Origin of the sequence: Spiroplasma endosymbiont of Nomada ruficornis (assembly GCF_964030795.1) — a bacterium.
Classification (GTDB): domain Bacteria; phylum Bacillota_I; class Bacilli_A; order Mycoplasmatales; family VBWQ01; genus Spiroplasma_E; species Spiroplasma_E ixodetis_A.
Genome location: NZ_OZ034962.1, coordinates 166,459 through 179,966 on the forward strand (window position 1 = coordinate 166,459; position 13,508 = coordinate 179,966).

Sequence of the window (13,508 nt, forward strand, 5' to 3'; positions counted from 1 at the left end):
CTAAATATAGTTTTCAATCCATTATTTTTTTTAAAAAAATAATCGATTTTTTTATTTTGAAAGGAAGATTTTGATGCCAGTTACTGAACAAGAAAAACGTAAAAAAGAAAGTTCAGAAATAAAAAAAGTAATTAAAGCCTTTGAAAAAGAAATCGAAGAAAATGATAAGCAAATTAAAAATGAAAAAAAAGAAATAAAAAAATGAGAAAAACTAAAATTAAATATTAATGATGAAAAAAAAGATTTAAGTAAAGAAATTCAAAAACTTAAGATAACCTTAAATGAAATTAAAAATAAATTAAAAGAAAAAAAAGAAAAAAATATTAAATATGAAGAAAAAGAGGTAAAGTTTAAAGAAAAAGATTTAATAAAATTAGAAAATTTAAGAAAAGAAATTGAAAATAAAGTTGAAGTAGAAGAAAAGCAACAACAACAAATACAAGAAAATATAACAAAATTAAAAGAAAATAAACAAGAAATAATAAATCAATTAGAAGAACTTAAAAAAAATGAGAAAGAAATGGAGGAAGAAATAGTCAAATTAAAAGAAACGATTGTTGTTAATGATAATAATGTGAATCTTTTGATTAAAGAAAATGAAAATGAAATATTAGAAGTAAGATTAAAAATTGCTAATTTATCTGCTAGTTTAAAAAGAAAAGAGAAAGAAATAACATTATTAGAATTTGAAGAATTTAAACATGAACAAATTATTTTAGAAAATAAAGAAAAATTAATAAAAGCAAATCATAAATTATATTCAAATAAAAAAACAGAAAATGAAGTTAAAATAGCAGAATTGGAGATCAAAAAAAATAAGAAAATTTGTGAAATATATGAATTACAGCATAAACTAAATATAGTGGTTATAGATGATGCAAATATTAATTTTAAAATTTTAAGTTTACTTTTGATAATATGTAGGCTTGAAAAATCTTCTATAAAAATTGTCAAAGAAATTACAACAAAAAAAGATGTCTTAAAACAAATAAAAAATAATTCATTAGAAGAATCAATAGTAATTTCACCAGAAGAAAACGCTACTTCTGTTCAGCAAAATGCAAAACCATGGTTTAAACGTATATATAAACCATTTACTAAACTTTATAGAGGTAGTAAACAAAAACTTACATTAGGATATTATCAAAGAAAAGAAAAATCTTTAGAAGCGGAAATTAGGAAATTAGAAGCTGAAAAATTAAAAGATTTTTGAAATAAATTTTGATTACTTATGAGCTGTGGTTGTTATAATAATCATGGTAAAACAACAAGAAAAATAGAAGAAAAAAAACGAGAATTAAAAGATATTAAAAAAGAACTAGAAAAATTATCAAAAAATAATGTTTCAAATAATGATCCGCAACCTTCAACTTCATCAGCAGTACCCAGCTCATCTAAAATTTGAAGTGACAAATTATTGAAATCAACAGAAGAAGTAACAAAAACTGAATCTTTATTAAAAGAAAATTCTAAAAATCTAGATATTTCTTTACATTAATTTTATAGAATAGAAATTTATATAACTTTAATTTATAAACTAAATTTTATTAGAAAATGAACAATAATTTAACTTCAATTTTGAACAGATATTGTTCATTTTTTTCTTTTTTTATAATTTTTATAAATTATAAATTGATATATATAAAATTACTGTTATAATTTTACTAGCATAATATTTAAAATGGAGTTAGAAGTAATATGAGTAAATCTAAAATTTCATTAAGTTTAAAAAATGTTGAATTTCGTTATAAACCAGAATACAATAACGCTGTTGATAATGTTAGTTTTGATATTAATCATGGTGAATATATTACTATAATTGGTCATAATGGTAGTGGTAAGTCAACACTTTCAAAAATTATTATTGGTGTTTTACACAAACAAAAAGGTACAATTCAATTATTTGGTGAAACAATTACTAATAAAAACATTAAACAATTACGTCGTCACTTAGGTATTGTTTTTCAAAATCCTGATAACCAATTTATAGGTTCAACTGTTCGTGATGATATTGCTTTTGGCTTGGAAAATCATTTAGTTGAGCCCAGTGATATGCCAGCAATTATTGACAGAGTTTCTAGGGCAGTGGGTATGGAAAAATATTTAGATCATGAACCACTATGATTATCTGGTGGTCAAAAACAACGTGTAGCTATTGCTTCAGTTTTAGCTTTAGAACCTGATATTATTATTTTTGATGAGGCAACTAGTATGCTTGATCCAAAAGGTAAACGAGAAGTTAAAGAAATTATGTTAAAATTACAAGAACAACGCAATAAAACTATTATTTCTATTACTCATGATATGGATGAAATTATTAATGCCGATAAAATTATTGTTATGAATAAAGGTAAATTAGTTCGTTATGGAACTCCATCTGAAATATTAAAAGAATGAGAGTTTTTACAAAGTATTCATTTAGATATTCCTTTTGTTTTAAAAGTATCGTTAGGTTTAAAAAATAAGGGAATTAATATTAATGAAACATTAAGTGAAGAGGAGCTGATTTCTAGCTTATGTCAATTAAATTCAAAGAAGTAAGTTATACTTATTCTCCAAAAACCCCTTATCAATATCAAGCATTAAAAGATATTACTATTGAAATTGTTGAACAAAAAATAGTTGCTATTATTGGTGAAACTGGCAGTGGTAAATCAACTATGATTCAACATATTAATGGTTTATTAGTTCCAATGGCAGGTTCAGTTGCTATTAATGATTTTATTATTAAGGCTAATCAAAAAAAAATTCGTGATATTAAAAAAATACGTAAACAAATTGGCTTAGTTTTTCAATTTCCGGAATATCAGTTATTTGAAGAAACTATTGAACGAGATATTATGTTTGGACCAGTTAATTTTGGTGAGAAAAAAGATAAAGCACGAGAGTTAGCAAAAAAATATATTAATTTGGTGGGATTAGACGAAACATACTTATCAAGAAGTCCATTTGATTTGTCTGGTGGTCAAAAACGAAGAGTTGCTATTGCTGGTATTTTGGCATTACAAGGTCATACTTTAATTTTAGATGAACCAACAGCAGGACTTGATCCCGATGGTGAAAAAGAATTAATTAATTTATTTTATGATTTAAATCATAAAGAAAATAAAACTATTATTTTAGTAACTCATAATATGAATCATGTACTAATGGTTGCTGATGAAGTTATTGTATTACATAATACACAGATTTATAAAAAAGCAGATCCAATTACTATTTTTAGAGATAAAAAATTAATTACCGAAACCGGAATTGAGCCACCAAAAATTTATAGTTTTTTATATAAATTAGAAGCAGCAGGATTTGATACATCAAAAATTACTGCTAGAAGTGATTCAGAATTAATTGACCAGTTGTCAAAAATATTATCCAAAAAAAATAGCAATAAAAAGTAAGGAGTAATAAATAATGAAAGTTAGTTTTGGTCGTTATTTACCTTTAAATTCAATCATTCATCGTGTAGATCCAAGAATTAAATTACTAGTTTTAATTTGTTTAATTGCTTCACTTTTTTTTCATACTGGTTTTGAAGGTTACGCTCTTATTGGTTTTACTGTCATAACAATTTTCTTTTGTGCAAAATTACCTTTTATGATGTTATTAAAATTAATGCGCCCCATTTTATTTATGGCATTTATTTTATTTATAATTAACTGTTTTTTAACTGATGGCCCTAATGTTGGAATGATTTGACGTTGGCATGGTATTAAAGTATCGTATAAAGCTATATTTGTTAGTATTTATATTGCTCTTAGAATTTATTTAATGATTTTAATTACAACAATTTTAACAACCACAACTCAACCATTAGATTTAACATTAGCATTAGAAGATTTAATGTTACCACTAAAATTAATTAAATTTCCAGTACATATTATTTCAATGATTATTTCTATTGCTCTTCGTTCAATTCCTACATTATTAGATGAAGCGGGCAGAATTTTAAAAGCGCAAGCATCACGTGGTGTAGATTTAAAGAATGGTCATTTTAAAGAAAAAGTTAAATCGTTAGTATCATTAATTATTCCCTTATTAGTTTCTTCATTTCAAAAAGCAGAAGATTTAGCATACGCTATGGATTCAAGGGGTTATGATCCGCAAGGTAAAAGAACACGTTTTCGTCAATACCATATTGATTTTAAAGATATATTTTTCTTTATTATTGGTGTAGGATTGTTAGCATTTCTTATATCTTATACTTATCATCCAGAAATATTTTGAAGAATTCCATTTATTGATGATTATTATTCACAATAATATGCTAAATTGTAAAGGTAAGTGCAACTAAATTATTTTTCTATCCAAATATTCGATTGGTGAAAGACAATTTAATATTTTTCTCGGTCTTTGATTTAAAGACAATATAAATTTATGAACTTCATTTTTATTAGTTTTTGAAAAAATAAATTTTTTAGGAAATTTTTCTCTAATTAAACCATTAGTATTTTCATTAGTACCTCTTTGTCAAGGTGAATATGGATTGGCAAAATAAATTTTTACATCTAAATTTTTTTCAAGTTGTTGTCAATTTGAAAATTCTTTGCCACGATCAAAAGTAATAGTTTTAACAATTTTTTTAGGAAGAATTGATAAATAATAACTGACATTTTTATTAATAACTTTAGTAGTTCTGTTTTTAACTAACATGGCTAAAGTAAATCGTGATACTCTTTCAACTAAAGTTATTAAACATGATTTGCTTTTACCTCGTGATGATACTATAGTATCTCCTTCTCAATGACCAAGTGTTATACGATCATTAACATTTATATCTCGTTCTTTAATTGATTTACCATTAAACTTGCCACGATTTTCTTTAGATTTTCGTTTTTTACCTTTTCTTCTTCAATTTTTACTAGTAACTTTATCAAGCATTCCAAAATAAATTCAAGTATAAATTGTTTTAAAACTAATAACTCACTCTTTATGAAAATTTTTAATTCTGCCATAAATTTGTTCAGGTGATCAACCTAATAGTAATTTTTGTTGTACATATTTTACTAAATTCTTATTTTTAAACTTATGAAAACTAATATGTGATTGTTTTCGATTTTCAGCTTTATTTTGTGCAATTAATGAAAAATAATGATTATTATCTTTATTTCTATTAATTTCTCGAATAATAGTACTAATACTTCGATTAAGATTTTTAGCTATTTCACTAATTTTAAATTTAAATTTCAATTGATTCTCAATATAAATCCTTTCATCTATGCCAAGATGTTTATAACTCATATAAAAACTCCTTACTTTTTTCTAAACTAAATTTAGCATTATGAAATTTTTATATGAGAATTTTTTGCAATTTTATTTACTTGCACTTACAAGTATAATTCAGCAATTTTATTTACTTGCACTTACAAGTATAATTCAGCAAATGAATTATTTAAACTTGATGATAACCAGTTTAATTGATTATCTATTACAAATGAATTAGAAAGTAATAATATTCCGTCATTAATTCCTGCTGATTGAACATTAGGTAATGGTGATTATGGAAAGTATTTTACAAGAGCAATTATTAGTAACAATAAAATTGAAAATGCTTTAAATTTATACGGTTCAAATAAAGCTCAATTATTTTCTAAATTAGAATTTTATAAAGCAATTTCACAAATTGATAATAATGATGAATTTGAATTACAAATTGAAAATCCGATTAATAACTTAAATCGGATTGAAATTAGTGGTATATTTGGTGCTGGTAATTATGAATTAATTTTAATAACTGATAAACAAGAAATAAACTTACAAAATATTAATTTATTTGATAAATATAATGAGAATATTTCTTATATAAATGTAGAAATTTAATTATCAAAATATCAATCAGGATAGTTACCATCTCATTTTATATCATCTTCATGTTTCGGTTTTTTAGAAAAATATAATTGAAAAATATTTTCACTTGTATATGTATTAACTCAAATATTAGTTGTTCAATATACCATTTCTCCATTTCGTGTTAAATAATGCTTAACATTAGTACCTACATTATGGGTAAGCACCCCCCATGATTAAACCAATTGTTCCAGTTGTTGCACCAGTTAGTGCTAATGCTAATGTTATTTTACTTAAATTTGTTTTTATTCATGTTTTCATATTAAATTGCTCCTTTTTTATTTTATTATTTTTTCTTAACTCTTCACAAGTTTTTAATCATTTTGGTAATAATTCATGTTCTAAATTAATTGCATGATTTTCACAAAGAAAAAGACTAAATGTTGTTGATTTTAATTCTAATAAAACAATATTACTTCATTTTTGACTACAATTTTTATTTTGACAGATAACATTCATTTTTCAAAATCTTTTTGAAAGATTTTAAGTTACTTACAACTTTTAATAACTTTTCTTTGTTCATGATAATTTACTCCTATTTTTAAATGAAATTTAAGATATTACACAATTATTATTTTTAATAAAAACTTTACTACTTTTTTCTTGATTATTAATAGATTTATATGAATTAATAATATTGATATCATTTAATTGTAACAATGGTGTTAATTCTGTTAATTCTGTAATTTTACTTAGTTCGTTTGATAACTTTCTTTTAGAAATTTCTAGTTCTTTTTCAAAACTAACAATTTCCCTTGAATAAATTCTTAAATCATATTCATTGGGTTTATTTTTTTCTTTCTCTTTAATTATTATAATATTTATATAATTAATCATTTCTTGAATTTCTTGAATTTTATTTTTTAAAATTTCTATTTTTCCTATTTCCATTTTAATTTCTCCTTATCTCTTAACATTTTATTGTTAAATTATACTTATTTTTTGATATTTTTACAATTATACTTTTAAACGTAAAATAACGCCTAAATTAAAGGCGTTTATTTTATGATACCTATACTATTAATTATATTGAAATTGTTTATTATATTTGCTAAATTGTAAAGGTAAGTGCAACTAAATTATTTTTCTATCCAAATATTCGATTGGTGAAAGATAATTTAATATTTTTCTCGGTCTTTGATTTAAAGACAATATAAATTTATGAACTTCATTTTTATTAGTTTTTGAAAAAATAAATTTTTTAGGAAATTTTTCTCTAATTAAACCATTAGTATTTTCATTAGTACCTCTTTGTCAAGGTGAATATGGATTGGCAAAATAAATTTTTACATCTAAATTTTTTTCAAGTTGTTGTCAATTTGAAAATTCTTTGCCACGATCAAAAGTAATAGTTTTAACAATGTTTTTAGGAAGAATTGATAAATAATAACTGACATTTTTATTAATAACTTTAGTATTTCTGTTTTTAACTAACATGGCTAAAGTCAATCGTGATACTCTTTCAACTAAAGTTATTAAACATGATTTGCTTTTACCTCGTGATGATACTATAGTATCTCCTTCTCAATGACCAAGTGTTATACGATCATTAACATTTATATCTCGTTCTTTAATTGATTTACCATTAAACTTGCCACGATTTTCTTTAGATTTTCGTTTTTTACCTTTTCTGCTTAAATTTTTACTAGTAACTTTATCAAGCATTCCAAAATAAATTCAAGTATAAATTGTTTTAAAACTAATAACTCACTCTTTATGAAAATTTTTAATTCTGCCATAAATTTGTTCAGGTGATCAACCTAATAGTAATTTTTGTTGTACATATTTTACTAAATTCTTATTTTTAAACTTATGAAAACTAATATGTGATTGTTTTCGATTTTCAGCTTTATTTTGTGCAATTACTGAAAAATAATGATTATTATCTTTATTTCTATTAATTTCTCGAATAATAGTACTAATACTTCGATTAAGATTTTTAGCTATTTCACTAATTTTAAATTTAAATTTCAATTGATTCTCAATATAAATCCTTTCATCTATGCCAAGATGTTTATAACTCATATAAAAACTCCTTACTTTTTTCTAAACTAAATTTAGCATTATGAAATTTTTATATGAGAATTTTTTGCAATTTTATTTACTTGCACTTACAAGTATAATTCAGCTTTAAGATAATATTAATTATAAAAAGGTTATAGTTTTGTTATAATTAATTTGAAAATATACTAGCAAGAAAGGAAAAAATTATTATGTTAAAAAGTAATTTACAAAATCCTGATTCTGACATTCAAGAAAACAATTATGTTCCAAATAAAAAAACTAAAAAGTTTGATGTTCTTAATAAAATAAAAGTTTCAAGGGCTTTACTTTTTTGATCACCAATTGTGCAAATTATTGGTAGTATTGCTTTTTTAATACTATTAATAGTTAATGCATTTGTTGGGCAAAAAATGGGGTTTGAATTTAGTAAACTGCAATTAGCTTTATCATTATCATATGTTGGAATTGCAATTTTAGTTAGTATTATTTGTTTTATGATACCAGCAAAGAAACTTAAAAAGAAATCTTCATTTAGAATTACTTCTATTTCAACATTAATATTATCAACATTAATGTTAAGCGGTAGTCTAGTTTTTTGATCAATACCAGTATTACTATTTTTTTCATTAATATCATTAATTGTATGAATATGTGAAGTAATAGCAGCGATTATTTTAATTTTAGTAGTTGAAGAATTGCCTAATGAAAAATAAAGTAGGTGAAAATAATGAAAATTAAAGATTTAGATAATATTAAAAACAAAGAAACATATTTTATTCCATATGAACAAAAGACTAAAAATGCATATTTTGTTTATTTGGCAATATCAATAGTTCTTTTTTTATCAGTTTTTATTTTTTCTTTATTTGCTGCTATTAATGTATCAAAATATAAATTATATAATGTAAAACTTACTGATTTTAATTATCCTATTTTGAATTTATTTTATGCTCCAATTGTTTGTTTAATTGCAATTACTGTAAGTATGATTTTATTAATATTTGCTCCTAGAGTAAGTATTGTCTCTTCAAAGTATAGCAGTAGAATGTTTTATACTGCTTTTTTATTATTAATTCTTAGTGTAATGTTAAGTTCAGAAGTACAATTAACTTATATTTCGCAATCTGGAATATTATATAATGAAAATTATCATTGAATTAATCCAATTATTGCAAGAATATTTATTATTTTTAGTTTTTTTTTAATTTTGATTACACAACTATTTTTTTGAATTATGCGTAGAAAGTTTACATTTATGAACTCAGATTATGAAATTTATACTACTAGAAGTATGGAAAAAAAACAAAGACGAATTAGAAAACAAGAATTAAAAAAAATTAAAAAACAAGAAAAGGAATTTAGTAAAAAAACTTTGAATATTAAATAAGGGGGGGCAGATTTATGAGAATTCGTAATTGGTGGTTTATTAGTTTTTATTTATTATTAAGCACATTTATTATTTATGAATTATTTTTTTTAATTGCTTTGTCAAAAAATACAGCTTTAAAAGATTTATATTATTATGGTTTTGAAATTGCAGAACCTTCACCAAGTTTTAATCCTTCAAGTTATACTGCAATTTATTATTTACCAGTAATAGGTTTAGTTGTAAGCAGTTTCGGTTTGATTAGTTGTATTTTTACGGCAAGAGTTTTTCTTGAAAAATCTCCTCGTTTTAAATTTGTATTTTTAGTTGTAAACTTTATAATTTTTGTTGTTGGATTTTTGATAAGTTTTTCTGGTCAATTGCTTTATTGTGAATGAAGTAATGATAGTGCACAAATAATACCTAATAGAGGAGGAACGATTGAAGTACCAAGCTTTTATTATAGAAATTGAGTTTCTTCAACTATTGTTTGATCAATTTTTGGTTTTTATTTTGCATTACTTGTTGCAGCAGTTATTTTATTACTTAAATTAAATTTAATTAATGTTCAAACATATCACTTTTATCGTCAACGTATTGAAGCAGCAATTGATTTTGAACCAGAATTAAAACAACCATTACCAAGTTCTAATGAATTTGATCCAAATGATACACAGACTATTACAATTTTTCTTGATGAAGAAGTAAATGAAAAATTACAATCTAAAACTAATCGTAAAAAAATAATGAAATCCTCTAAAAATAATAATAAAAAATTAAATTCTAAAAAAAGACTAATAAAGTAGAAAAAAAAGTTAATAAGATTAAAAAATCTTAAATTAAATAAAGATGGTGAAAATATGAAAATTCGTGTACGATATGCACCTAGTCCTACTGGGTATTTACATATTGGTGGTGCTAGAACAGCATTATTTAATTATTTATTGGCAAAAAATAACAAAGGAGATTTTATAGTTAGAATTGAAGATACTGATTTAGAACGTAATATTGAAGATGGAATTAGTTCACAATTAGATAATTTACGTTGAATGGGAATAATTCCTGATGAAACTATTGATTTACCAGGTAAATATGGTCCTTATAAACAAACTGAACGTTTAAATATATATATTCAACATGCATTAATACTAATAAAAGAAAAAAAAGCATATTATTGTTTTTGTACACCTCAATATCTAGAAGAAATGCGTAAGAAACAAGCAGATAAAAATATTTTAGCTTTCCAGTATGATGGAACATGTTCAAAATTAGAGCAGTCTGTAATTGAAGAAAATTTACAAAATAAAATTTCATATGCTATTAGAGTTAAAATTCCAACTAATAAAAGTTATAAAATTAAAGATTTAGTTCGTGGTAATGTTGAATTTAATTCAGTAGACTTAGGAGATTATATTATTATTAAATCAAATGGAGTGGCTACTTATAATTTTGCTGTTGTTATTGATGATCATTTAATGGAAATAAGTCATGTTTTTCGTGGTGAAGAACATTTGTCAAATACACCAAAACAATTAGTTATTTATGAATATTTTAATTGGAAAATGCCAATTTTTGCCCACTTAACATTAATTGTTAATAATAAACGTAAAAAATTATCAAAACGTGATGGTAGCATTATCCAATTTATTCATCAATATCGTAAAGAAGGATATTTGCCAGAAGCAATTTTTAATTTTATTGCTTTATTAGGATGAAGTTCGCATGAAGAAAAAGAAATTTATACTAAAGAACAATTAATTAAATTATTTACCCCAAAATATTTAAGTAAAGCACCAAGTATGTTTGATCCAGAAAAATTAGTGTGAATGAATAATTATTATATTAAAAGATTAAATGTTGAACAATACTTAGCTTTAGTTACACCTTTTATTAAAGAAAAATATAATTGAAATAGCAAAACTATTGAATGATGAAAAGAAGTATTATTAATTTATCAATCACAGTTAGAATATGGTAGTCAAATTAATGAATTGGTAAGTTTATTTTTTAAAAATAATTTTAAGGTAGATATAGAAGCAAAGACTTTTTTGAATGATAATGAATGTAACTTAGTTTGTACAGCATTTATTAAAAAGATTATTGATTGTAAAAATTGAACTAGTGATAATATTAAAAACATTATTAATGAAGTTAAAAAAGAAACTAATGTTAACGGTAAATTATTATTTATGCCAATTAGAATTATTACAACAGGACAAATGCATGGACCTGATTTAGTTAGCGCCATTAAACTATTAGGTTATGATACCATTATTAATAATGTTAAATTAAATTTTAAATATTAAAGAAAAATAAATATTATTACTTATATAGAAAATATAATATTTGCTTTTGTTATAAGCTGAATTATACTTGTAAGTGCAAGTAAATAAAATTGCAAAAAATTCTCATATAAAAATTTCATAATGCTAAATTTAGTTTAGAAAAAAGTAAGGAGTTTTTATATGAGTTATAAACATCTTGGCATAGATGAAAGGATTTATATTGAGAATCAATTGAAATTTAAATTTAAATTTAAAATTAGTGAAATAGCTAAAAATCTTAATCGAAGTATTAGTACTATTATTCGAGAAATTAATAGAAATAAAGATAATAATCATTATTTCTATTAATTGCACAAAATAAAGCTGAAAATCGAAAACAATCACATATTAGTTTTCATAAGTTTAAAAATAAGAATTTAGTAAAATATGTACAACAAAAATTACTATTAGGTTGATCACCTGAACAAATTTATGGCAGAATTAAAAATTTTCATAAAGAGTGAGTTATTAGTTTTAAAACAATTTATACTTGAATTTATTTTGGAATGCTTGATAAAGTTACTAGTAAAAATTTAAGAAGAAAAGGTAAAAAACGAAAATCTAAAGAAAATCGTGGCAAGTTTAATGGTAAATCAATTAAAGAACGAGATATAAATGTTAATGATCGTATAACACTTGGTCATTGAGAAGGAGATACTATAGTATCATCACGAGGTAAAAGCAAATCATGTTTAATAACTTTAGTTGAAAGAGTATCACGATTTACTTTAGCAATATTAGTTAAAAACAGAACTACTAAAGTTATTAATAAAAATGTCAGTTATTATTTATCAATTCTTCCTAAAAACATTGTTAAAACTATTACTTTTGATCGTGGCAAAGAATTTTCAAATTGACAACAACTTGAAAAAAATTTAGATGTAAAAATTTATTTTGCCAATCCATATTCACCTTGACAAAGAGGTACTAATGAAAATACTAATGGTTTAATTAGAGAAAAATTTCCTAAAAAATTTATTTTTTCAAAAACTAATAAAAATGAAGTTCATAAATTTATATTGTCTTTAAATCAAAGACCGAGAAAAATACTAAATTATCTTTCACCAATCGAATATTTGGATAGAAAAATAATTTAGTTGCACTTACCTTTACAATTTAGCTTATTAATTAGTATTGGTAGAAATACTACTGGTGATTACATCTTTCATTCATTAAAAGAAATACCCCACTTATTAATTGCTGGTAGTACTGGTTCAGGAAAATCAGTTTTTATTAATGATTTACTAATTTCTTTGCTCTTACAATACAAACCTCATGAAATAAAACTAATATTAATCGATCCTAAATGAGTAGAATTAGCAATTTATAATGATATCCCACATTTAATTATTCCAGTAATTAATGAAGCAAACAAAACACCAGCAGCATTACAAGTAGTAATTTTAGAAATGATGCGTCGATACCAACTATTTGCAAAAAATGGAAATCGTGATATTGAAAGTTATAATAAAAAAATAAGTCAAGAACTTGATAAATTACCTTATTATATTATTGTTATTGATGAATTAGCAGATTTAATGGTACAAGCAAGCAAACAAATTGAAGAAGGGATCATGCGAATTACACAAATGGGTCGAACAGCAGGAATTCATTTAGTAATAGCAACACAAAGACCATCAGTAGATGTAATTACTGGCGTAATTAAAAATAATATTCCAGCAAGAATTGCTTTTAAAGTTGCATCTTGAATTGATTCAAAAACAATCCTTGATACTGCTGGAGCAGAAAAATTATTAGGTAAAGGCGATATGTTATTTTTAGCTCCAGGACAAAATAATATCAATCGTTTACAAGCACCATGAATTAGTGATGAAGATGTTTCAAAATTAATAAAGTTTATTAAAGAACAATCTTCGATTAAATATGATAATAATTTTATTGAAAAAATGAAAGAAATTAAAGATTCAAAAAAATAAAATAAGTTTTCTGTTAATTAACAGAAAACTTATTTT

The 13,508-nt window shown here is 23.3% G+C and carries 15 protein-coding genes; 11 read left to right on the forward strand and 4 right to left on the reverse strand.

Features of this window, described 5'->3' with window-relative positions:
• Positions 1-73 precede the first annotated feature (73 nt).
• From AAHM79_RS00955 to AAHM79_RS00970, 4 genes are all read left to right on the forward strand, one after another.
• Positions 74-1,498 carry a hypothetical protein gene (locus AAHM79_RS00955; RefSeq protein WP_342257868.1) on the forward strand — a complete coding sequence of 475 codons (1,425 nt, stop codon included), beginning with the start codon at positions 74-76 and terminating at the stop codon, positions 1,496-1,498.
• A gap of 200 nt (positions 1,499-1,698) precedes the next feature.
• On the forward strand, positions 1,699-2,541 hold the full coding sequence (locus AAHM79_RS00960; protein WP_252320168.1) for an energy-coupling factor transporter ATPase: 843 nt from the start codon (positions 1,699-1,701) through the stop codon (positions 2,539-2,541).
• Positions 2,517-3,395 (forward strand): energy-coupling factor transporter ATPase, encoded by an 879-nt coding sequence (locus AAHM79_RS00965; protein ID WP_281748539.1) that lies wholly within the window; start codon positions 2,517-2,519, stop codon positions 3,393-3,395. The genes AAHM79_RS00960 and AAHM79_RS00965 overlap by 25 nt, the downstream gene beginning before the upstream one ends.
• Before the next feature lie 13 nt (positions 3,396-3,408).
• Positions 3,409-4,257, forward strand: coding sequence for an energy-coupling factor transporter transmembrane component T family protein (locus AAHM79_RS00970; protein ID WP_281748540.1), 849 nt, complete (start codon positions 3,409-3,411; stop codon positions 4,255-4,257).
• A 27-nt stretch (positions 4,258-4,284) separates the two neighbouring features.
• Here the strand turns inward: AAHM79_RS00970 and AAHM79_RS00975 are convergent, their stop codons facing one another.
• The 4 genes from AAHM79_RS00975 to AAHM79_RS00990 form a co-directional block, all read right to left on the reverse strand.
• Positions 4,285-5,235: an IS30 family transposase gene (locus AAHM79_RS00975; RefSeq protein WP_342257869.1), complete on the reverse strand. Its 951-nt coding sequence runs from the start codon at positions 5,233-5,235 to the stop codon at positions 4,285-4,287.
• Positions 5,236-5,810: 575 nt separating this feature from the next.
• Positions 5,811-5,951 carry a hypothetical protein gene (locus tag AAHM79_RS00980; protein ID WP_342257870.1) on the reverse strand — a complete coding sequence of 47 codons (141 nt, stop codon included), beginning with the start codon at positions 5,949-5,951 and terminating at the stop codon, positions 5,811-5,813.
• Positions 5,952-6,393: 442 nt separating this feature from the next.
• Positions 6,394-6,732, reverse strand: a complete 339-nt coding sequence (locus tag AAHM79_RS00985) for a hypothetical protein (protein WP_338978532.1) — start codon at positions 6,730-6,732, stop codon at positions 6,394-6,396.
• A 183-nt stretch (positions 6,733-6,915) separates the two neighbouring features.
• Entirely contained in the window at positions 6,916-7,866 is a 951-nt protein-coding gene (locus AAHM79_RS00990; protein ID WP_342257871.1) for an IS30 family transposase, read from the reverse strand.
• Positions 7,867-8,054: 188 nt separating this feature from the next.
• Between AAHM79_RS00990 and AAHM79_RS00995 the strand changes: the two genes are divergently transcribed.
• From AAHM79_RS00995 to AAHM79_RS01025, 7 genes are all read left to right on the forward strand, one after another.
• The gene (locus AAHM79_RS00995; protein WP_342257872.1) at positions 8,055-8,558 is read left to right on the forward strand and encodes a hypothetical protein; all 504 of its coding nucleotides are present in this window, start codon (positions 8,055-8,057) and stop codon (positions 8,556-8,558) included.
• Between the two features lie 14 nt (positions 8,559-8,572).
• Complete coding sequence (locus AAHM79_RS01000; protein ID WP_342257873.1) at positions 8,573-9,232, forward strand: hypothetical protein; 660 nt, start codon at positions 8,573-8,575, stop codon at positions 9,230-9,232.
• A 14-nt stretch (positions 9,233-9,246) separates the two neighbouring features.
• Positions 9,247-10,017 (forward strand): hypothetical protein, encoded by a 771-nt coding sequence (locus AAHM79_RS01005; RefSeq protein WP_338958803.1) that lies wholly within the window; start codon positions 9,247-9,249, stop codon positions 10,015-10,017.
• Positions 10,018-10,071: 54 nt separating this feature from the next.
• Complete coding sequence (gltX, locus tag AAHM79_RS01010; protein WP_342257874.1) at positions 10,072-11,517, forward strand: glutamate--tRNA ligase; 1,446 nt, start codon at positions 10,072-10,074, stop codon at positions 11,515-11,517.
• A gap of 159 nt (positions 11,518-11,676) precedes the next feature.
• Positions 11,677-11,844 (forward strand): helix-turn-helix domain-containing protein, encoded by a 168-nt coding sequence (locus tag AAHM79_RS01015; protein ID WP_342257644.1) that lies wholly within the window; start codon positions 11,677-11,679, stop codon positions 11,842-11,844.
• Positions 11,844-12,632 carry an IS30 family transposase gene (locus AAHM79_RS01020; RefSeq protein WP_342258230.1) on the forward strand — a complete coding sequence of 263 codons (789 nt, stop codon included), beginning with the start codon at positions 11,844-11,846 and terminating at the stop codon, positions 12,630-12,632. Before AAHM79_RS01015 ends, AAHM79_RS01020 begins: the two co-directional genes overlap by 1 nt.
• Positions 12,633-13,472 carry an FtsK/SpoIIIE domain-containing protein gene (locus AAHM79_RS01025; protein WP_342257875.1) on the forward strand — a complete coding sequence of 280 codons (840 nt, stop codon included), beginning with the start codon at positions 12,633-12,635 and terminating at the stop codon, positions 13,470-13,472. It abuts the gene before it with no gap.
• The last annotated feature ends 36 nt before the right edge of the window (positions 13,473-13,508 follow it).